This window comes from Pseudalgibacter alginicilyticus, assembly GCF_001310225.1.
Taxonomy (GTDB): domain Bacteria; phylum Bacteroidota; class Bacteroidia; order Flavobacteriales; family Flavobacteriaceae; genus Pseudalgibacter; species Pseudalgibacter alginicilyticus.
The window spans coordinates 2670535-2689577 of record NZ_CP012898.1; the positions used below are offsets into that span (position 1 = coordinate 2670535).

Here is a 19043-nt window from a genome sequence, read left to right on the forward strand (position 1 = left end):
TTTGAATTAGTCACTTTTGTTTAATTGAATATGTCTTCAGCTTTATATATGTTATCAAGCCTTACACCTCGTTCTGTTTGTTTTACCGTTATAATTTCATGAGAGGCATCATGCTCTAAAAATAAGTAATAGTTGTTTTTTGCAGCTAAATTTAGAAAGGTTTCTTTTTCGTTTAAACTTAATAAAGGCCTAGTATCGTAACCCATGATATAAGGTAGTGGCAAATGTCCAACTGTAGGGAGTAAATCTGCCATAAATGCGATGGTTTTACCTTTATATTGAATTAACGGAATCATTTGTTTATCCGTATGCCCATCAGCAAAAAAAATATCAAAACCCAGTTTAGAATTTTTAAGTATGTTGCTGTTTGAAAGAGAAGTAAACTTTAGTTGGCCACTTGCTTCCATTGGTAACAAATTTTCTGTTAAAAATGAAGCTTTTTCACGTTTGTTAGGTTTTGTAGCCCAAAGCCAATGGTCTTTATTGCTCCAAAAATGAGCATTTTTAAAAACAGGTTCGTAACCCGTTCTGTTTTTATTCCATTGAATGGCCCCGCCACTATGGTCAAAATGCAAATGAGTTAGAAACACATCGGTTATATCATTGGGGTGAAATCCATATTTTTTTAATGAACTATCAATTGAATCGCTTCCCCAAAGGTGGTAGTATCCAAAAAACTTATCTGATTGTTTATTGCCCATACCAGTGTCTATTAAAATGAGCTTATTTCCATTTTCAATAAGCAGGCATCGAGCTGCTATATCAATCATGTTATTGGTATCGGCAGGATTGGTTTTTTGCCATAAAGATTTAGGAACCACGCCAAACATGGCACCACCATCTAACTTAAAATTTCCGGCATTTATTGGGTATAAATTCATAAACACGCAAAATTAAGAAATCTAATGTTAATGCCTTGAAATGTTAAGAATATATTATGAAAACTGTTTTCTTTTTTATTCCTTTTTTTAGAATAGAAAAGGCTTTTATAAAATATTATTTATGTGTTTTTAATTTTAAAGTAATGTTTTTATTCAATTGATATAATTTTTTCGTTAGCTTCTATATAATCATTGTATCTGAACGGACGTTTAGTCCCTGTATTATCAATAATCACTAAAGGAAGTAAGTTATTATGTTTGCTTGACTGCAATTTAACCCACTCGCGTGTAGATATTTTTTTGTTGTTTATAGTTTCAATTTCTTTAAAAGTTGAATCTTGTACTTTTTGTATCCATGGCTGTATATCTACTTTACTCGAAAATAATGTTGAAGCCGATGCTGTACTTAAAAGATTAATACCACCTTTTTCTCCATTTGAAGTATTAGGAGATATCACTATAAATTTTTCAGGAATAAAAAATACATCATTTGCCAGTTGTGAAGACAATAAGTTGATTTCATTATTTCTGGTTAAAGCTATAAAGGTTTTAAAATCTTTTGCAGAAGCTTCGCTCAAAGTAGCTTCTTCTAAAATATTACCATGAATGCATTCAAAGCCTAAATTGCTTGCGTTTTCACAAAGTCCTTTATTTGCATCAACAAAAACTACTTTGTTTGTTTCTGATAGATGCTTACCTAATAGTAAAGCCAATGGGTTTGCACCTAAAATTATATGTCCTTTTCTGGAGAATTGTTTTACCAATTCATTTCGTTTTTTTAGCCAATTGGTAGTCCAAGTTAATAAAACGGGAACAGAAAGTGTTGTCAGTATAGCCATAAAAACAAGTATGGAAAATATTTCTTGTGATATAATGCCTTTCTGCAAACCAATGCCCGCTATAACAATTTCTACAGCTCCACGTCCGTTCATTCCAGTACCTACCGCTAAACCTTCTCTCCATCCATTGCCACTTGGTAAATAAAATAAAACGGTACCTAGTATTTTTCCAATAAATGCCACTCCAAGAATTACAAGTAAAAGTTCTAAGTCTGTTTGAAAAACATCTAAAGTTACATGAAATCCTGCAGTAACAAAAAAGATTGGAGCCATAAAACCAACGGAGACATCATGAAACACACGTGTTATATCTTTGGTTATTTTTTCATGAAACACACCTTCTTTTATAAATAGTCCCGCCATAAATGCTCCTAAAATACCATGGAGTCCAACTAATTCTGCTAATTCAGAAAGACCAAATACAATAAGAAGTAACAAAGTAAAATAAGTTGTTCGGTTATCTATTTTTCTATTTGCCATCCACTTACCAAGTTTTGGTAGAAAATAAATACCCAAAAAGGTAGTAAAAGCGAAGAACAGTATTATTTTACCTCCAATAAGAGAAATTTCAGTCATATCTACAGAACCAGCATCTATAAAACTGGAAAGACCTGCAAAAATTATTAAAGCTAATGTGTCTGAAATTAGAGCTCCTGCCATGAGCACATAAGCAATACGTGTATCTAATAAGTTTAGGTCTACAAGAATTCTGCTTTTAGTTGCTAACGAAGTAACTCCAACAGCAATGCCTACAAATAACCCAGCCATATGTGTTCCACCAAATTGTGTTACGGCATAATAACCCAAACCAAAGGGTACAATAAAACCTCCAATGGCTGCTAAAAGCCCAGCCCATGAAGCTTTACCTAAATCTTTAAAGTTTATTTCCATGCCTATATATGCCATAAGTAGTATAACCCCAGCTTCAGATATGATAACTAAAGTACTTGAAGATTCCACAAGCCCTAATAACGATGGACCTATTATAACACCTACTAATAACTCTCCTAAAATTGCTGGGTAACCGATTCGTTTAATTAAGGCACCTGCTCCCCAAGCGGAAAGCAGGACAATGAATAGGTTTAAAATATCAAATCCTTCCATAAAATGCTTTTTTGTTTAAAAATCAGATTTTATAAATATCGTTTTTTTTTTTAAATATCTCACTAACATACATGGTTAGTAGTCATTTTTTAATATTTTGCTAGTATTATTAAGTAAAAGCGGTTTATACATGATTGAACTTTCAAGTATTGTAATTTTAGGAATATTGTCGCAATGGGTAGCATGGCGTTTAAAACTTCCTGCTATTTTGCCATTAATTTTAATTGGTCTTTTTGTAGGGCCTATTTCTACTTTGTTTTCAGAAGACGGAAGTAAATGGATAGAACCCGTCTGGAATGGTACAAAAGGATTATTTCCTGGAGATAGCCTTTACAGTTTTGTATCCTTAGCAATTGGTATTATATTATTTGAGGGTGGACTTACATTAAAAAGAAATGAAATATCAAAGGTTGGTCCTGTTATTTTAAAACTTATAAGTTTTGCAGCAATAATAACCTTTTTAGGAGCTGGTTTAGCGGCACATTTTGTATTTGGATTGTCTTGGAAAGTTTCTTTTTTGTTTTCGGCGCTTATTATTGTTACAGGTCCAACTGTTATAGCTCCTATTTTAAGAAATATTCCTTTAAAGAAAGAAATATCTACTGTTTTAAAGTGGGAAGGTATTTTGATTGATCCTATTGGAGCTCTTGCAGCAGTTTTAATGTTTGAATTTATAAGTATAGGTGATAGTAATGGCTATACACTTCAAGCTATATTAGAGTTTGGTAAAATTGTAATTGTTGGTTTATCTTTTGGAACTACCGCAGCCTTGGTTCTTTATTTTGCAATCAAGAAAAAGCTTATTCCTCATTATTTGCTTAACGTAACAGCATTGTCTGTAGTGCTTTTGGTTTTTGTAGAATCTGATCTTTTTGCACATGAATCTGGTCTTTTGGCTGTTGTTGTAATGGGGATGGTTTTAGGAAATAGCAAATTGCCAAATTTAAAAGAATTACTCTATTTTAAGGAGTCATTAAGTGTATTGCTTATATCCATTCTTTTTATTTTGTTATCAGCAAATATCAATATTGAAGATTTAATGATAGTTTACAATTGGAAAACGGTTGTGCTTATGGTCATTATAATTTTTGTGTTAAGACCGTTAGGTGTTTTTTTAAGCAGTATAAACTCAGGCCTTAAATTTAATGAAAAAGTATTCATTAGTTGGGTAGGACCTAGAGGTATAGTTGCTGCTGGTATTGCCTCGCTATTTGGTACGAAGCTTACTTTAAGAGGAGAACCTTATGCCGAGTATATAACGCCTTTAGTGTTTACCACAGTATTAGTTACGGTGCTTTTAAATGCTGCTTCAGCAAGACATGTAGCTAAATGGATAGGGGTGTATTTAAAAGCTAGTAATGGTATTTTAATTATTGGGGCTTCAGAGGCTTCCAGAATTATTGCTAAATATTTAAAAAATAATGGAAGACACGTTGTTTTAATAGACAATAATATTGTTAATATAGATTTGGCAAAAAGTAAAGATTTAGATGCTATGCAAGCCAATATTTATTCTGAAGATTTGTCTAATGATATTGAATTAAGTGACATAGGATACTTATTGGCAATGACTGGAAGCGATGAAATTAATAAATACAGTTTAAACAAGTTTAAAGATCAATTAGGTGAAAAAGGGGCGTATAGGTTAATTTCGTCTCAAGAAATAAAGAATCAAGATGAATTGTCTACAGATTCTATTTTTTCTAAGAAAGATGATTTTATTAATTTCAGTGAGGTAGCCAGAGATTATCCTATCATACATGAAATTTCTATAAATTCAAAAGAAGAATACCTTAGAAAAATTGATATTCTTAACAATGAGCAAAAGGCGATACCTTTGTTTGTAAAAGATGCCCACGGAGTACTACATATTATTTGTACGTTAACCAAAGATTTTGATATTGAAAAAGGTTTTCAACTTGTTTATTTAGGAAAGCCATTTGATATAGAAAAGATGCAGATAGCAGAAAAAAAAGAGGTTAAAGAATAAATAAGGTGATGATTTTCTAGTTTTCGCTTGGTTTTTAGCTAAACGCTGAGTGAAAAAGATATATTTTTTCTGCGTTATTTTATGTTTTTAATTATTCTTAGCCCAAAATGATCTACTTTTTTCCAATTTGTAAATTCTATTGGAAGGTTAGACTTTGTTGGTCCCTTAGTTAATTTCATAATTAGTTTAATCATTAATTTATCAAAAAACGAATAAGATTTATAATCTAATTTACCTGCAAAAACCTCTATGTATTGAGGATTCCAGTCAACTTTTTTTAGAAATTTAATTAGATAAGGATTGGTATTGGCAGAATTTTTATCTTCTTTTCTAGCAACTAAATTAACGGAGAAAAATGCAGTGTTTATCTTACTTAAATAATTTTTGTTATTATTTATAAACTTAATAACTTTTTTATTGTGTTTTCCATATCGAATACTGGCTCCAATAATGAGCGTATGAAATTGTGTTAATTCAGCATTGAATTCATCAATTGAATATATTGCTGTTTGTATTTGTTTCTCCTTAAAATTGGCAATTAATTTTTTACAAATCTTTAGAGTTTGTCCGTCTACTGAGGAGTAAATTATTCCAATTTTTGGCACCATAATACTATCTAATTTTTATATATTTTTCTTTGTTTTTTTCATACAAAGAAAAGATAGTGTTCTGTTTCAATATTGATAAAGTTTGGCATAGGCTGAAATTTATCGAATGAATAACGAAGTTATATAAATTCATTAAAAAAAGCCTCATTTTTAGATAAAAATGAGGCTTTTTACTTTATTTTAATAGGTGATTTTAAGCCATAATATGAAGTTCTGTAAATTCCTTAGTAAGTACTAATGTATTGTCTCCATTAAGTTTTATCTCTTCAAACGGTATAATCACATTGTCAATTTCTACTTTGGATATTTTAAAAGGTAAACCATGTAAATTTAATTTAAACGTTTTGTAAGTTGTTATATATTTTCCAGATTTATGCTGTTGAATGATTAACTCGTTATCTTTTCCGTGTAGTTTAAAGTCCCTTAAGCTATATCTACCTTTTATGTAGTCATAACCATCCGTAGCGTCTTCATAAACAGCAGAGGTTTCTTTGCCTAATTTATAGTATACATCCAATGTTAATTCATCAATGGTTTTTTCACCAACATATTGTTGTATGGGATATTTAGGAATTAAAGCGCCTTCTTTTATAAAGATAGGCATACTATCTAAATCTGCTTCAACCCATGCTTCTTGACCTCCTGAAACAACTTCATCGGTCCATAAGTTATACCAGTTTCCTCTTGGAAAATACATGCGTCTTCCTTTTTGGTTAGGTCCAGTAATTGGACAGGCTAATATTTTTTCTCCAAAAATAAATTCATCATTTCTGTAATGTGTATGAGGATCTTCTTGATCATACAGCACTAAAGATTTTAAAATAGGAATACCTTCTTCGGCATATCTCCAAAATGCAGTATATAAATAAGGTAATAATTGATACCTCAATTCAATAAATTTTCTAACAACATCGGTAATACTGGTGCCAAAAGCCCATGGTTCTTGGTCACCATGGTCGCCAGATGAATGTGTTCTACAAAAAGGATGAAAGATACCCAATTGAATCCAACGTGCGTATAATTCACCATTGGGTTGTTCTGCAAAGCCTCCAATATCAGATCCAATAAATGAGAACCCAGACATACACATTCGTTGTGCTTGTAGGTTGGCAATAGTTAAATGATCCCAAGTTGCAATATTATCACCTGTCCAGCTAGAGGTATAACGCTGTGTGCCAGAATAAGCAGCTCTTGTTATAACAAACGGTCTTTTTGGATACGAAAACTTTTTCAAGCCTTGATATGTTGCTCTTGCCATTTGCATACCGTAAATATTGTGTGCTTTTCTGTGGCTACAGTGGTTGCCATCATAATCATGTCTAACATCATCAGGGAAAGATTTTCCAGGAACATCCATTACTGCTGGTTCATTCATATCATTCCAAACACCTTTTACTCCTATATCTTCAACTAATTCTTTGAATAGATTGGACCACCAATCGCGTACTTCGGGGTTTGTGAAATCTGGAAAATAACACTCTCCAGGCCATACTTTACCTTTCATGTATGGACCATCTGCACGTTTACAGAAATAATCTTTTTCCAAGCCTTCTTTAAAGACTGAGTAGTCCATATCTATTTTGATACCTGGATCAATAATTACAATGGTTTTGAAGCCATCATCAGCTAATTCTTTAACCATTCTTTTAGGGTCTGGAAAATATTCTTTACTCCAAGTAAAGCATCTAAACCCTTCCATGTAATCAATGTCCAAATAGATAGCATCACAAGGAATTTGTAGTTCTCTGAATTTAGCAGTTATTTCTTTTACGTTTGATTCTGGATAATAACTCCATTTACATTGGTGATAGCCAAGCGCCCAAAGCGCAGGCATTTCATGTGGTTTACCGGTCAAATCAGTGTAGTTAGCAACTACTTCCGACATATCTGGTCCATAGATAAAATAATAATTCATTTCACCACCTTGTGCCCAAAAGCTTGTTATATTTCTACGTTCATGACAAAAATCGAAGAATGAACGAAACGTATTATCAAAAAATATTCCGTAAGATTTTTTGTTATGTAAGGCTGTATAAAATGGAATGGTTTTATAAATAGGATCTGTATCTCTTCCGTAGGCATAAGAGTCAGTTACCCAATTTTCAAAGCGCTTTCCTTTTAAATTATTATCAACAGGTTTGTCTCCTAAACCATAATAACTTTCGCCAGCTTGTGCTGTTTTAGACATTTTAACAATATCGCCACCGTATTCATAACTTTCTTCCCAATGGAACCCGAGTTCATCCTCACAGATAAGCGTATTATCTTTTGCATCGTAAAGAGCTGTTCGCATATCTATTTTTGAGACATGGCAAATAAGTTTTGAGGTTGTTATAATGTAATGGTTATTGTCTTCAGTAACTTCTAGAAAGTTATAGCCTCTACTTGCGTATTTAGTAATGGCATATGAAAAATCATTTTCAAAAATGCCAGTTGTGGTATATCTAAACCTTAAAACGCTATCACGTTGAATTGTTATGTGCAAAACAACACCATTTTCAGCTGTAAAAACAAGGGTATCTAAGTTTTTGTGATATGAAATTATTTTTGAAGGAAATAAGTTTCCTTTATATTCAAGTTCGGTATTTAAAATCATATAATATGCAATTAATGCTTGGCTACGAAAATACTAAAATTATAATTTTTCGTACTCAAATTATTATCAAAAAAATAAGGAATGGATTGTTTAATACTCAAATAATCAGAGCAATAATTGTAATAATCCCAATATTCTACTCGTTATTAGTTTTTATATGTTGAATTGATTACTATAAAGAGATCAAAGAGTATGAAATTAGGAAAATGCTTGAAATATTGAAGTTATATATGAGCGTTTCATTTTGAATAAAAAAACCGTTTTACGTTAAAGTAGGTAAAACGGTGTGAAATGTATTATCAAAAATTTATTTAAACTCAAAAACTGCAATCGCTAAAGGAGGTAAAGTGATAATGGCAGAAAAGTCTTTGCCATTCCATGATTCTTTTTTTATTGTAATTTGCTTTGAGTTAGAAACACCGCTGCCTCCAAAAGCTACAGAATCACTATTAAATATTTCCTTAAGTTTACCTTTTACAGGAACTCCAATGCGGTATTTTTTTCTGATTACAGGTGTTAGATTGCAAACTACCACCACATTATTTTCAGAATTATAGCCTTTTCGTATATAGGATATGACGCAATTTTCATGATCATCATAACTTATCCATTCAAAACCTTCACCCGAGAAGGCTTTTTCGTAGAGTGCTGGTGTTTCTTTATAGAATTTATTTAATGCCTTGTAATAGTTTTGCATGTCCTTATGAGGCTTAAATTCTAATAAGTTCCAATCTAAGCTTTCTTGGAAATTCCATTCATTATATTGTCCAAACTCTCCACCCATGAATAATAATTTAGTTCCTGGGTGTGTAAACATATAACCATATAAAAGACGGAGGTTTGCAAAACGTTGCCATTCATCGCCAGGCATTCTTCCTAAAATAGAATTTTTGCCATACACCACTTCGTCGTGAGACAATGGTAGCATAAAGTTTTCAGTAAATGCATAGGCTAAACTAAATGTAATTTCATTTTGATGGTATTTTCTATATGCTGGATCTTTTGCAAAATACTCTAAGGTGTCATGCATCCAGCCCATCATCCATTTCATGCCAAATCCTAAACCCCCAAGAAAAGTGGGCTTTGAGACCATTGGAAATGCTGTTGATTCCTCTGCAATGGTTTGGACGTCAGGAAATGATGCATAAACTTCTTCATTTAATTCTTTAAGGAAACTAATGACTTCAAGGTTTTCTCTTCCTCCATATATGTTGGGTTCCCACTCTCCATCTTCCCTAGAGTAATCTAAAAACAACATTGATGCTACAGCATCTACCCGCAATCCGTCTACATGGAATTGATCCAGCCAGAAAATAGCATTGCTTATTAAAAATGAACGCACTTCATTACGTTCGTAGTTAAAAATTAAACTTTTCCAATCTTGGTGATAGCCCTTGCGTTTGTCAGGGTGTTCATATAAATGTGAACCATCAAAAAATCCAAGTCCATGGACATCTTCTGGGAAGTGTGAAGGTACCCAATCTAATATTATACCTACGCCAGCTTGGTGTAGTTTATCTACTAAATATTTAAATTCTTCAGGATACCCAAAACGTGAAGTTGGTGCAAAATATCCTGTAATTTGATAGCCCCAAGATGGATCATAAGGAAATTCCATTATAGGCATCAACTCTACATGTGTAAAATTCATGTCCTTAACATAATGTACTAAATCGTCTGCCAATTCGTAATATGACATAAAACGGTTTTCTTCTATCTGTCTTTTCCATGAACCTAAATGAACTTCGTAAACGGAGAATGGTGCGTCAATAGCATTATTTTTTTTACGAGTTTTCATCCACCCAGTATCTTTCCATTTGTAACAATCATCCCAGACTATTGAAGCTGTATTTGGATTGTGTTCAAAACGTCTGGCGTATGGGTCTGCTTTTTCAGTTTTTATGTCACCATTATGACTATGAATCTTATATTTATAGGCTGTACCTTTTTCAATAAGTGGAATAAAACCCTCCCAAATGCCACTAGAATCCCAACGCACATTTAATTGGTGTTCACCTTCTACCCAATAATTAAAGTCGCCAATAACTGAAACCTGTTTAGCAGTAGGTGCCCAAACTGCAAAATAGACACCTTCTATACCATCAACCGTCACAAGATGCGAACCAAATTTTTCATAAAGCCTGAAGTGTTTTCCAGCCTTAAAAAGGTTAATGTCAAATTCTGTAAATAAGCTGTAAACTTTTACGTGTGCCATATTTTAAATTACAAATCCGTTAGGGATGGTTGCTCCTTTTTTAATTACTACAATGCCATCTTTAATAGCATAAGTATCTGTTTCTATATCTTCTAAATGACTTCCGCCATTAATTCTAACATCATCTCCTATGCGGCAGTTTTTATCGAGAATAGCATTTTTTATAAAACAACGTTCACCAATGCCCATCAAAATTTTTATTTTCTTTTTATCAATTTCAAGAAGTGTTTCATAGTAATCGCTGCCCATCATATAGGTTTTTATTACGGTTGATTCTTTTCCAATTCTTGACCTAACACCAATAACAGATTGTTGTATTTTTGAAGCAGCAATTAAGCAGCCTTCAGCAATTACTGTTTTTTCTAATGTAGTACCTGCTAATTTTGTTGTAGGTAGCATTCTTGCGTGTGTATAAATACGTTTTGCTTTGTCGTATAAATCAAACTTAGGAATATCATCAGTTAACCCAATATTAGCTTCAAAAAACGAATCAATATTACCTATATCTGTCCAATAACCTTCGTATTGATAGCTAAGCGTTTTATGTTCTTCAATAGATTGTGGAATAATTTCTTTACCAAAATCAATAGTTTCCGGATTATTCATTAATTCAACTAAAAGTTCTCTATTAAAAATATATATGCCCATTGAAGCTAAATAGTTGCGGCCCTCTTGTTTCATTTCGTCGCTTACTTCAGATGACCAATCAGGTAATAAGCTGGCATCTGGTTTTTCAATAAAAGAAGTAACTATATTTTCCTCGTTTGCTTTTAAGATTCCAAAAGAAGTGGCATCTTTTGCATTTACTGGAATGGTGGCTATTGAAATTTTAGCATTACTTTTTTCATGGGCCTCAATCATTTTATCATAATCCATTTGATAAAGTTGATCACCTGATAGTATTAAGGCATACTCGAAATCATGTCTTAAAAAGTGATGCATGCTTTGGCGAACTGCATCAGCAGTCCCTTGAAACCAACCTTTATTTCCAGGAGTTTGTTCTGCAGCTAATACATCCACAAATGCACTACTAAAAAAACTAAAATGATAAGTGTCTTTAATATGACGGTTTAAGGAAGCTGAATTAAATTGCGTTAATACAAACATACGTTTAATATCGGCATTAATACAGTTGGAAATAGGAATATCCACTAATCTATATTTGCCAGCAATTGGTACTGCTGGCTTTGAACGCTCTTCTGTTAGTGGATGTAGTCTAGAACCTTGACCTCCACCTAAAATGATGGATAGAACCTTGTTATTAATCATAATTAGTTAGTTTATTGAGTTATATAATTTTATGTATTCTTCAGCTGAAACATCCCAAGAATGGTCTATTTCCATAATTTTTTTCCGTATTTTTTTATATTTAGGTTGGTCGTTATAAAGGTTTATACCTCTATCAATAGCATTTGTTATTTCTAAAACTGTAGCATTATTATGGCAAATACCAAATCCATCTTTTTTAGAGATATCGGTAACAGTATCTTTTAAACCACCTATACTTCTAACAATAGGAATGGTACCATAGCGCAAGGCATACATTTGATTTAAACCACAAGGTTCTACACGCGATGGCATAAGTAAAAAATCGGCCCCCGAATAAATGATATGCGACAGTTTTTCGTCGTAACCTATAAAGGCATTATATGTACCAATATAATCTTTTTTTAAGGCTTCTAACTGTTGTTCTACAAAACTATTACCAGAACCTAACAATAAAATGTTAAGGTTGTTTTTTTCGAGAGCCAATTTGAAAACTTCTGGAAATAAATCAGAGCCTTTTTCATCAACCAATCTGCCTATAAAAGCAAAAAGTGGTTTTTCAAAATCTAAATTAAAGGTGTCGCATAAGTATTTTTTATTAGCTTCTGCTCCAGCTTTAACTGTTTTAATGTTGTAGTTTTTTATAATATAATGGTCGGTTTCAGGATTCCAAACATGGGAATCAATTCCGTTTAATATACCCGAACATTTGTCGCTTTCGGCACTTAATAAACTTTCTAATCCGTTGGCAGCGAGTTTTAATTCTTCCATATAACTTGGTGATACGGTAGTAACATGCCATGCACACTTAATGGCCGCAGCCAAAGGGTTTATAGTACCACCCCAATCTAATAAACCAACATGGTTAAAATTAAAAGGAGGAATTAAGCCTACTTTTAAATGAGGAAACCAACCTTGATATTGCGCATTATGAATGGTTAATATATTAGGGATTTTTCTAAAAGCTTCATAGTTATAACTTTCTTGAAGCATAAAAGGTATTAAACCGGTATGGTGGTCGTGACAATGTATAATATCTGGATATTTTTCCCAGCTTAACATCCAATCCAAAACGGCAATCTGAAAACTTAAAAAGCGCTCAGTATCATCAGAAGAGTAAACATAATCCTTAAATAATAATTCAGGAATGTCTATAAAAAAGGTGTCAAATTCTAACTTGTTTTCTTTTAAGGTTAAAACATTAAAATTCACCAAGGTATTTCCTAAAGAAATTTGATTACTATAAATAGTATTAAACACATTTTCCTTAGTAAACTTATTGTTATAAAAAGGCATGATAACTTGCGATGACACTTCAGGGCTATTTTGATATTTAGGTAAAGCTCCTACAACATCGGCAAGTCCACCTACTTTAGCAACTGGGTAGCATTCTGCACTTATGTGGATAATTGTCATTGAATATTTTTGCTTTGTTTATAAACTTACAAAAATATTATGCAATATTTAGTCAGAAATTTACTTTTAAAGAAAATATTAAGTATTGCTTATTAATTAAAATAATCAATAATAATTTTTTATTTAAAGCTTGAAATACTAGCAATCATTCAATTAAATTTAAAACTTATAGGTATTTCAAGCCTTTTTAAACTTAAATAAGTTTAAGTTTTGATAAAAACTGAATAAAAAAAGAATAGTTTTTTAATCATTCAATTTTAAAACTGCCATAAAAGCTTGTTGAGGTATTTCAACATTACCTACTTGACGCATGCGCTTTTTACCTTTTTTCTGTTTTTCAAGAAGTTTACGCTTTCTTGATATATCACCTCCATAACATTTTGCAGTTACATCTTTACGAAGCGCTTTTATAGTTTCACGTGAAACAATTTTAGCTCCAATGGCTGCTTGAATAGGGATATCGAATTGTTGACGCGGAATTAACTCTCTTAATTTTTCGCACATTTTTCTACCAATAGTTTGTGCATTGTCTGCATGTATTAAAGCTGAAAGCGCATCTACAGGTTGTGCGTTTAATAAAATATCTAAACGCACTAATTTGGATGTTTTCATACCTATTGGGTGATAATCAAAGGAGGCATAGCCTTTTGATACGGTTTTTAATCTATCGTAAAAATCAAAAACAATTTCTGCCAGTGGCATTTCAAAAGTCAACTCAACACGTTCAGTTGTTAAATACGTTTGGTTTGTAATAAGACCACGTTTTTCAATACAAAGAGACATGACGTTACCAATAAAATCGGCTTTCGTTATAATGGTGGCTTTAATATAAGGCTCTTCAACACGGTTTAATGTAGACGGGTCTGGTAAATCTGACGGGTTGTTTACAACAATTATTTCATCAGGATATTTATTAGTATAGGCATGGTAAGACACATTGGGAACTGTTGTTATCACGGTCATATCAAACTCACGTTCTAAACGTTCTTGGATGATTTCCATGTGAAGCATACCTAAAAATCCACAACGGAAACCAAAGCCTAAGGCCGCAGAACTTTCTGGTGCAAATACTAATGAGGCATCATTAAGTTGTAGTTTTTCCATGGAGTTACGAAGCTCTTCATAATCCTCAGTATCAACTGGATAAATACCAGCAAAAACCATAGGTTTAACATCTTCAAAACCTTCAACTATATTTTTTGTGGGGTTTGCAAAATCGGTTATGGTATCTCCAACTTTTACTTCTTTAGCAGTTTTTATACCCGTTATTAAATAACCAACGTCGCCTGTTTTTACACTTTGTTTTGCTACTTGGGTTAATTTTAAGGTACCTACTTCATCGGCATAGTATTCATTATCTGTAGCAACAAATTTAATTTTTTGCCCTTTTTTAATTTCACCATTAAAGACTCTAAAATAGGTTTCAATTCCTCTAAACGTGTTGTAAACTGAATCGAAAATTAGGGCTTGAAGTGGTGCATCTGGATCTCCTTTTGGAGCGGGTACACGTTCAATAATAGCGGCTAAAATATTATCGACACCAAAACCTGTTTTTCCACTGGCGTGAATGACTTCTTCAGGATTGCAACCCAGCAAGTCTACAATGTCATCGGTAACTTCCTCAGGGTTTGCACTAGGTAAATCTACTTTATTAAGGACAGGAATAATTTCTAAATCGTTTTCTAAAGCTAAATATAGATTAGAAATGGTTTGTGCCTGTATGCTTTGGGCAGCATCTACAATAAGCAAAGCACCTTCGCAAGCAGCAATTGATCGAGATACTTCATAACTAAAATCTACGTGGCCAGGTGTATCAATTAAATTTAGCACATATTTTTCTCCTTTGTATTCATAATCCATTTGAATGGCGTGTGATTTGATGGTAATACCACGTTCGCGCTCTAAATCCATATTGTCTAACAACTGGTTTTGTTTTTCTCTATCGGTAACAGAGCCAGTAAAGTCCAACAAACGGTCGGCAAGTGTACTCTTACCGTGATCTATATGTGCAATGATGCAAAAATTCCTAATGTTTTTCATAGTCAATATATCTTTGTAAAGAAAGATTTTGCAAATATATATGTTTTAAATGAGGCTGAATGATTGAAAACATGTAAAATATAAGAACTATTGCTCGTGGGATTGTCAAATTAATACTTTGTCATGCAATTGGTATGATTTATGATGAAAGTAATAGGACTTTTATATACTTTTAAAGTATTGTTACTTAAAAACTAAACGAACTAAATCAAAGCCATCTATGTACCAACCTTTGCGCCATGCTATTAAAACCTTCCTGATGTTTTTATTAATAGTACTTGCAACAACAACCTGGTTATTTGCTCAAGAAAAAGAACATATTCCTGATATAGAAAAAGTATATCTACACACGGATAGATCTACGTATGTTCTTGGAGAATCTCTATGGTACAAAGCGTATTTGGTTTATGCATATAATAATTTACTCTTTAATCATAGTACCATATTGTATGTAGAGTTAATTTCGCCTGATTCTAAAATAATAAGTCGAAATAAAACAAAACTGATAGGAGGCTTGGGCCATGGTGATTTTAAATTAACTGATTCCATGGGTATAAAAAAGCCAGGAGTCTATCAAATTCGAGCCTACACAAATTGGATTCAAAATTTTGGAGATGATTTTGTGTTTAAAAAAGATATTGAAATTATTGATGTGTTTGAAACTGAAAGAATAGCAAATCTGAATATAGAGGCTTTAGGGTTGAGTATCAAAGAAGAAGATGAAAATACAATACAAACAATAAAAAGTAATATTGATATTCAGTTTTTTCCAGAAGGAGGCTCTCTTATAGAAAATGTTTCAAGTGTAGTGGCTTTTAAAGCTGTTGATAATCATGGAAATCCTGCAAAAGTACAAGGGCAGATTTTAGATGCCCATGGTGAATTGGTTACTATGTTTTTAAGTGTTCATGATGGTATGGGAAAATTTCAATTAAAACCCCAACAAGGCATGCAATACTACGCTAAAATTATAGATGAAACTAATGCAGAAATAGAGGTGTCACTTCCAAAAGTAAGTAGTCAAGGTTATTTGTTAAGTTATAGACAGATTAAGGATCAAAATATTTTAACGGTTAAAACCAACTCAGAAACCTTATTAAATCAGCCCAATCCTTTATTAACTATTCGTTATGCTACAAGAGCTGTTCCTTATTTTGAAGAAACATTATCTTTGGAAGAAACTTCTTTATCTATAGAATTACCTAAATCTGATCTCCCAGAAGGCATTAGTCAAATAACATTGTACGACGCGCAATCACGGCCACAAAGTGAACGTTTGGTTTATGTGGAAAAAATTCATGACTTAAAGGTTGAAATAAGCACCGATAAAACAGCTTACAAACCGAAAGAAAAAGTAGTTGTAAATGTATCTTCTAAAAGCAATACAGGCGAAGCGGTTCTTGCCAGTTATTCTTTGTCTATTACAGATTTAAATGGTATAACAGATGAAAAAAGTGGTGGTTCAAACATCAGTTCTTATTTTTTAATGGAGTCTGATATTCGTGGTAATGTGCACCATCCTAAGTATTATTTTGATGTAGATAATCCGAGTAGACTTCAGCATTTAGACTTGTTGCTTTTAACCCAAGGTTGGCGGGATTTTTTATGGAAAAAATTACCAGAAGTTACAGATAGCTTAGATTTTAAAGTTGAAAAGGGTATTAATATTACGGGTAGGGTAAACCAACTTTTTGGAGAAAAACCAATTGAGGGTAATGATGTTGATTTAGTAATATTTAATAAATCATTTGAAACATTTAAAACAACTACAGACAATTTAGGGAAGTTTAGTTTTAATGATGTAATGATTACAGGAAAAGGCCGTATGATATTAACTACAAAAAACAAAAAAGGAAGGAATAACGGGATACTTGTTTTAGATTCTATTTTTAAAGCTCCCATGGATGTTAATTTTACTGGAAACACTAATGTTGCTACAAATTTAGGGACTTCATCAGAAAAGGTGCTTATGTCTAAAAACATATATAAAAAACATGTAGCTTTTGAAGTATTGCCTGATAATATATTAGATGAAGTTGAAATTGTAGGTAAAAAAACAGATATTTCAGAAGAAGTAAACATTCATGAAAAAATGTTCCAAGGTTATGTTGTAGATGAGTCTTCACCTAAATTTGCGAATATTTTTGAAATGTTGACATATGCAATTCCAAGTTTGGATGGTAACACTCGAGATTTGATTAAGTTTGGCAGAAACACGGGAGGCTCTCTTATTGTCATCAATCAAACTCGTATTTTAGATCCAGCTGAAGAGCGGGCAGATATGATAGTTGATTATCTAAGTGAAATTCAACCTGACGATGTTGTTAAAATAGAATATGACAATAGTGTGCTTGCTACTATGATGTTTGGAAATCAGGCCAAAAATGGTGTTATCCTAATTACCACAAAACCTAATACAAATTTTGAAAAAAAGTCAAGAAATGACCTTAGCACTATTAAACAACAGGTAGAAGGGTATCATGAAGCGCGTTTATTTTATGTGCCTAATTTAGAAACATCAAACTCAAATTTGGATGCTAAAGCTGCCATTCGTAACACGCTGTATTGGAATCCGTATGTACACCCAGATAAAACAGGCGTTTCGCAAATGGAGTACTACAATAGTGCGGTAGAAACCAATGTAAAAGTAACTTTAGAAGGGTTGACTGCCACAGGTATTCCGGTTGTGGTTAAAACGGGTTATACTATTAAGAAATAGCCTTGCTTTTTTTGTTACAAACTCAAACTACGAAGTATAATTTTAGTTTTCTAAAAACGACTCTTTAAAAAATAGCTACTAAAAATGATGCTAAGTTGGACAATTTTGAAGTAAAAATATTTAGTATTTATTATAGGGGTTATAATTCAACCGATTAGTATTTGAGATTACTTATTTATTTTGTGGTACATTTATCTCTAATAAAATGAAAATTAATGAAAGTAATAGCATCCATATTATTTTTGATTTTTGGACAATTCGGAGTATTTGCACAAATAAGTAATGTTACTGAAGAATTTTTGTTACCAGCAAATTTAAGTGAATCTTCTGGAGCTATTTTTTTAAATAATAAACTCATTACTCATAACGATTCTGGAGGTGAAAATAAGCTTTATGAATTAGATATTATTTCTGGTTTAGTAATAAGAACAGTAACTATATCAAATGCTACCAATGTAGATTGGGAGGATATTACTCAGGATGATACGAATATTTATATTGGCGATTTTGGTAATAACATTAGCGGAAATAGAACGGATTTAAAAATTTATAAAATTAGTAAAACCGATTATTTGAGTAGTACTATTGTAACTGCCGAAATTATAGCCTTTAGTTATTCAGATCAAATAGATTTTACTCCAACAACTGCAAATAACACCGAATGGGATGCTGAAGCTCTTGTTTCATTTGATGCAACAAATTTGATTTTATTTACTAAAAACTGGGTTAATGGAATAACAAAAGGGTATTTAATTCCTAAAGTTCAAGGAACTTATAGTGTTTCACCTTTAACAACGACATTAAATAGTGGTGGTAGAATTTCGGGGGGCACTTTTAATCCGTTTTCGGGAAAACTTTATTTGGTAGGATATAATGGTGCATTACAACCATTTATTTGGCTTAGTGAGAATTTTAGTGGGAATGATGTTTTTTCAGGCATCAACACGCAAACACAACTATCCTCATTAGGTCAAGAACAAGTTGAATCCATTACTTTTATTGATGAAGATAGCTATTTAGTAACTTCTGAATCTTTTTCAATTACCGTAGGTCCAATTACTGTTTCAGAAGATGCAAAACTTGTTTCATTTTTAACAAACGATCCGATATTATCAAATGCAATGATTGAGGAAGATGAAAATGTGGTATTGTATCCAAACCCTGTAAGCTCAATTTTGAAAGTTGAAAGTTCAGAAATGGCAGCTATTGAAATATTTGACACTAAATTAACAAAACTTTATCAAGGCAGTCAAAAAAACATCAATGTATCACAATTTAGCCAAGGTATTTATATTGTAAAAATTCACCTCAATTCCAATAGGATAATTACTAAAAAGTTTATCAAGAAATAATTCTTAATTTTGCACCA

At 32.3% G+C, this 19043-nt stretch carries 11 protein-coding genes; 3 read left to right on the forward strand and 8 right to left on the reverse strand.

Annotation, left to right across the window (positions count from 1 at the left end; translation table 11 throughout):
• Positions 1-20: 20 nt before the first annotated feature.
• Together APS56_RS11065 and APS56_RS11070 are read right to left on the reverse strand one after the other, a co-directional pair.
• On the reverse strand, positions 21-881 hold the full coding sequence (locus APS56_RS11065; protein ID WP_054728082.1) for an MBL fold metallo-hydrolase: 861 nt from the start codon (positions 879-881) through the stop codon (positions 21-23).
• A 149-nt stretch (positions 882-1030) separates the two neighbouring features.
• Entirely contained in the window at positions 1031-2824 is a 1794-nt protein-coding gene (locus APS56_RS11070; RefSeq protein WP_054728084.1) for a cation:proton antiporter, read from the reverse strand.
• Between the two features lie 130 nt (positions 2825-2954).
• On the opposite strand from APS56_RS11070, the gene APS56_RS11075 reads away from it, so the two are divergent.
• Positions 2955-4814 carry a cation:proton antiporter gene (locus APS56_RS11075; protein ID WP_054728086.1) on the forward strand — a complete coding sequence of 620 codons (1860 nt, stop codon included), beginning with the start codon at positions 2955-2957 and terminating at the stop codon, positions 4812-4814.
• Positions 4815-4888: 74 nt separating this feature from the next.
• Here the strand turns inward: APS56_RS11075 and hemG are convergent, their stop codons facing one another.
• From hemG to lepA, 6 genes are all read right to left on the reverse strand, one after another.
• Positions 4889-5422, reverse strand: coding sequence for a menaquinone-dependent protoporphyrinogen IX dehydrogenase (hemG, locus tag APS56_RS11080; protein WP_054728088.1), 534 nt, complete (start codon positions 5420-5422; stop codon positions 4889-4891).
• Between the two features lie 193 nt (positions 5423-5615).
• A complete protein-coding gene (locus tag APS56_RS11085; RefSeq protein ID WP_054728091.1) occupies positions 5616-8018 on the reverse strand; it encodes a glycoside hydrolase family 31 protein in 2403 nt (800 codons plus the stop codon).
• A gap of 307 nt (positions 8019-8325) precedes the next feature.
• Entirely contained in the window at positions 8326-10233 is a 1908-nt protein-coding gene (gene glgB, locus APS56_RS11090) for a 1,4-alpha-glucan branching protein GlgB (protein WP_054728092.1), read from the reverse strand.
• Positions 10234-10236: 3 nt separating this feature from the next.
• Entirely contained in the window at positions 10237-11502 is a 1266-nt protein-coding gene (locus APS56_RS11095) for a glucose-1-phosphate adenylyltransferase (protein ID WP_054728093.1), read from the reverse strand.
• 6 nt (positions 11503-11508) lie between these two features.
• Complete coding sequence (locus APS56_RS11100; protein ID WP_054728095.1) at positions 11509-12915, reverse strand: glycogen synthase; 1407 nt, start codon at positions 12913-12915, stop codon at positions 11509-11511.
• Positions 12916-13158: 243 nt separating this feature from the next.
• Positions 13159-14955, reverse strand: a complete 1797-nt coding sequence (gene lepA, locus APS56_RS11105; protein ID WP_054728097.1) for a translation elongation factor 4 — start codon at positions 14953-14955, stop codon at positions 13159-13161.
• 259 nt (positions 14956-15214) lie between these two features.
• Here lepA and APS56_RS11110 point away from each other — a divergent pair, with 259 nt between their 5' ends.
• Positions 15215-17674 (forward strand): hypothetical protein, encoded by a 2460-nt coding sequence (locus APS56_RS11110; protein WP_054728099.1) that lies wholly within the window; start codon positions 15215-15217, stop codon positions 17672-17674.
• A gap of 215 nt (positions 17675-17889) precedes the next feature.
• Positions 17890-19026: a T9SS type A sorting domain-containing protein gene (locus APS56_RS11115; protein WP_054728101.1), complete on the forward strand. Its 1137-nt coding sequence runs from the start codon at positions 17890-17892 to the stop codon at positions 19024-19026.
• The last annotated feature ends 17 nt before the right edge of the window (positions 19027-19043 follow it).

Excerpts from the sequence above, each read along its gene's own strand:
- APS56_RS11110 (WP_054728099.1), top strand. The coding sequence starts at position 15,215 with ATGTTTTTATTAATAGTACTTGCAACAACAACCTGGTTATTTGCTCAA.
- glgB (WP_054728092.1), bottom strand. The coding sequence starts at position 10,233 with ATGGCACACGTAAAAGTTTACAGCTTATTTACAGAATTTGACATTAAC.
- APS56_RS11065 (WP_054728082.1), bottom strand. The coding sequence starts at position 881 with ATGAATTTATACCCAATAAATGCCGGAAATTTTAAGTTAGATGGTGGT.
- APS56_RS11075 (WP_054728086.1), top strand. The coding sequence starts at position 2,955 with ATGATTGAACTTTCAAGTATTGTAATTTTAGGAATATTGTCGCAATGG.
- APS56_RS11100 (WP_054728095.1), bottom strand. The coding sequence starts at position 12,915 with ATGACAATTATCCACATAAGTGCAGAATGCTACCCAGTTGCTAAAGTA.
- lepA (WP_054728097.1), bottom strand. The coding sequence starts at position 14,955 with ATGAAAAACATTAGGAATTTTTGCATCATTGCACATATAGATCACGGT.
- APS56_RS11085 (WP_054728091.1), bottom strand. The coding sequence starts at position 8,018 with ATGATTTTAAATACCGAACTTGAATATAAAGGAAACTTATTTCCTTCA.
- APS56_RS11115 (WP_054728101.1), top strand. The coding sequence starts at position 17,890 with ATGAAAGTAATAGCATCCATATTATTTTTGATTTTTGGACAATTCGGA.
- hemG (WP_054728088.1), bottom strand. The coding sequence starts at position 5,422 with ATGGTGCCAAAAATTGGAATAATTTACTCCTCAGTAGACGGACAAACT.
- APS56_RS11070 (WP_054728084.1), bottom strand. The coding sequence starts at position 2,824 with ATGGAAGGATTTGATATTTTAAACCTATTCATTGTCCTGCTTTCCGCT.
- APS56_RS11095 (WP_054728093.1), bottom strand. The coding sequence starts at position 11,502 with ATGATTAATAACAAGGTTCTATCCATCATTTTAGGTGGAGGTCAAGGT.